The sequence below is a fragment of the Variovorax sp. 01T439_2 genome (assembly GCF_056398445.1).
The window spans coordinates 1-2,416 of sequence record NZ_JBFTPJ010000900.1 but is presented as its reverse complement, the minus strand read 5'-3'; the positions used below and the strand labels follow the sequence as shown (position 1 = coordinate 2,416).

Here is a 2,416-nt window from a genome sequence, read left to right as displayed (position 1 = left end):
GGGGTGCGCACCTTGAGCACCATGTCGGCCGCGAAGGCGGCGTTCATGTTGACGATCTCGGCACCGGCGGCCTCGTAGGCGACATCGGTGACGCTGGCTGCAATGCCAGCCCCGGACTGCACGCGCACGGTGTGCCCGGAAGCGGCCAGTTTCTTCACCGTCTCGGGCGTTACGGCCACGCGGGTTTCGCCGGCCATTGTCTCGGCAGGCACGCCTATCAGCATAGGATGTCCTTGTTGTATGACCGGACACGAGAATGCACGGCGTCGGCCGTGCTTCCCGCGTCACCTGAGAGCCGCCGGTGCGGACAAAAGCAAGTCGAACGCTCAGGCGGTCGCGCCTACTTGGTACAGCTCGACGCGCGTGCCGTCGGGATCGGTCACGTAAATGGTCAGCCCGTACGGTCCGTCATGCAGGTCTTCTTGAAACTCGATATTCGCCTTCTTCAGCCTGTCGCGCAGTGCGCGCACGTCGTTGACCTCGAATGCCATGTGATCGATCTGCCGGTGCGAAGGCGCCCGCCCGCCGACGATGGCTACACCTTGATGGAAGGCCGTGAACGGCCGGCCATCAGCCAGTGGCTTTGCGGGTCGGACCGTGAAACCGAGTTGGTCGACGTAGAACGAGGTCGAGCGCGGCACGTCCTGCACCATCAGAAGCATGTGGCCGTAGCTCAGCGTGCGAGGCGCGGACTTCGCGTCGATCCAGCCGCGCATCTCCGCCGCATCGGAAATCTCGCAGAAGTACTGCTTCCAGACCTTCTTGGCCGTCTCTTCCCACTCTGCATTGACGCCCGAGATGCAGTCGTTCAGTGCCACCACGTCGTAGTCGCGCAGATAGGCCTCACGGATGCTGGTTTCGACGCATGCATTGGCAGTGGTTCCGGCCACGAAGAGCGTGCGCGTGCCCAGCATCTTGAGCATCATCTCGAGGCGCGTTTCGTAAAAGGCGCCAAAGCGATGCTTGCGGATCACGTAGGCCGGATTGGCGGCCGCCAGAGGCTTCAATTCTTCGACGATCTCTTCGTCCCAGGTGCCGGCGAGCGCCGACACCTGCTTGCGACGCGAGGTGTGGCCCGCGAGCTTCTTGTGCGCGCGGCTCGCGTCGACCGCGAAGTGTTCCTGCACGGTCCAGATCACTGGAATGCCCGCGGCTTGGCAGCGCGGAATGAGAGCCGCAAGCACCGGCACGATCRCCGACAGGCGCTGTGTGTCGACGCCTGAAATTCCAAGCGTGCCCTTGTCGTGGATGAATGCGTTTTGCAGGTCGATGACCAGCAGCGCCGAGGTTTTTGGATCGAGGTTGTCGAGGTCCATCATTTTTCCTTCATGTCGATGCCGAGCACGCCGTTGCGTCCCCAGCTTTCTTTGGGCGTGTCGTGAATCACGACGTGCAGGTGGTCGGGCTTGCRGCCCGCGTGGTCGACCATGGCCTGGGTAATGGCCTTGACCAGGTTACGTTTTTGGTCGACCGTGCGGCCTTCCCACATCTCGACGATCACGAATGGCATGTCAGTTTTCCTCAGGTTGAATGCCGGCCCAGCGGGGGACCGTGGGCGCAAAGCCCGTCACGAAATCGTTGCCGGCGCGGTCTTCGCCGCGCACCAGCCAGAGCGGCCGCGTGGTGTAGTTGATGAGCGGCTGCTCTTCCATCGCGATCCAGTTGGCCAGCGCACGCCCGTCGCGCACGAACTGGCTCGTGCCCGGCATGTAGCGGATCACGAACAGCGGCGCGCAGGGGTCCAGCACCGGCAGGTTCTGTGCAATGGCGTCGAGCGACAGGAAAAAGACTTTCTGCACGGCCGTCGGCGCAACCAGCACCACGGCGCCCGCCAGCGGCAATGCCGGCCAGTAGCGTCCCTCGCGCCTTGTTTCAACGAAGCGCCTGTAGGCAGCGGCCTCGAGATGCAGTTCGGTGTCCCACAGCACGATATCTGGGCCGATCAGCCGCTCGACGTTGTCCAGGATTTCCGGGTCTTCGCAGAGGTCCAGGAAACACCAGGCATCCGTCAGCGCCGATGYGTGCCCCCACGGGCTGTGGATACCCGACAACCGCTCCGCACGAAGCGGCGGCTGCCGGATCGCAAGTTGGCGCGCGGCCGCATGCATGGCGCCGATGCGCTGCGCGAGGCTTCTCACGGCCGGCGCCACGCTGCCCATCAGGGGTTCGCAGAATCCAGTTTCCATGGCTAGGCCGGCACGGACAGACAACGACCACGACCGAAGTGGCTCTCGTCGACCTGGCCGTTCTCGTAGACCACCGCGCCACGAGACACGGTCAGCACGGGCCAGCCCTTGAGTTTCCAGCCTTCGTAGATGCAGGTTCCCTTCCCCGTGTGGTGTACCGTGCGTTCTTCGTCGAGATCGACCAGCACCAGATCGGCGTCGAAACCGACCTCGATATTGCCCTTGCGCGC

Annotated in this window: 3 protein-coding genes and 2 pseudogenes; all 5 read right to left on the bottom strand. The window is 63.7% G+C overall.

Going from position 1 to position 2,416, the window contains the following annotated elements:
• A pseudogene (locus AC1DOC_RS29525) lies at positions 1-224 on the bottom strand (NAD(P)(+) transhydrogenase (Re/Si-specific) subunit alpha); the annotation flags it as partial.
• A 102-nt stretch (positions 225-326) separates the two neighbouring features.
• Entirely contained in the window at positions 327-1,316 is a 990-nt protein-coding gene (locus AC1DOC_RS29520; protein ID WP_478131109.1) for an isochorismatase family protein, read from the bottom strand.
• Positions 1,316-1,510, bottom strand: coding sequence for a 2-hydroxymuconate tautomerase (locus AC1DOC_RS29515; protein WP_478131108.1), 195 nt, complete (start codon positions 1,508-1,510; stop codon positions 1,316-1,318). Before AC1DOC_RS29515 ends, AC1DOC_RS29520 begins: the two co-directional genes overlap by 1 nt.
• A 1-nt stretch (position 1,511) precedes the next feature.
• Positions 1,512-2,186, bottom strand: a complete 675-nt coding sequence (locus AC1DOC_RS29510) for a hypothetical protein (RefSeq protein WP_478131107.1) — start codon at positions 2,184-2,186, stop codon at positions 1,512-1,514.
• A 2-nt stretch (positions 2,187-2,188) separates the two neighbouring features.
• Positions 2,189-2,416 (bottom strand): annotated as a pseudogene (locus AC1DOC_RS29505) (amidohydrolase); the annotation flags it as partial.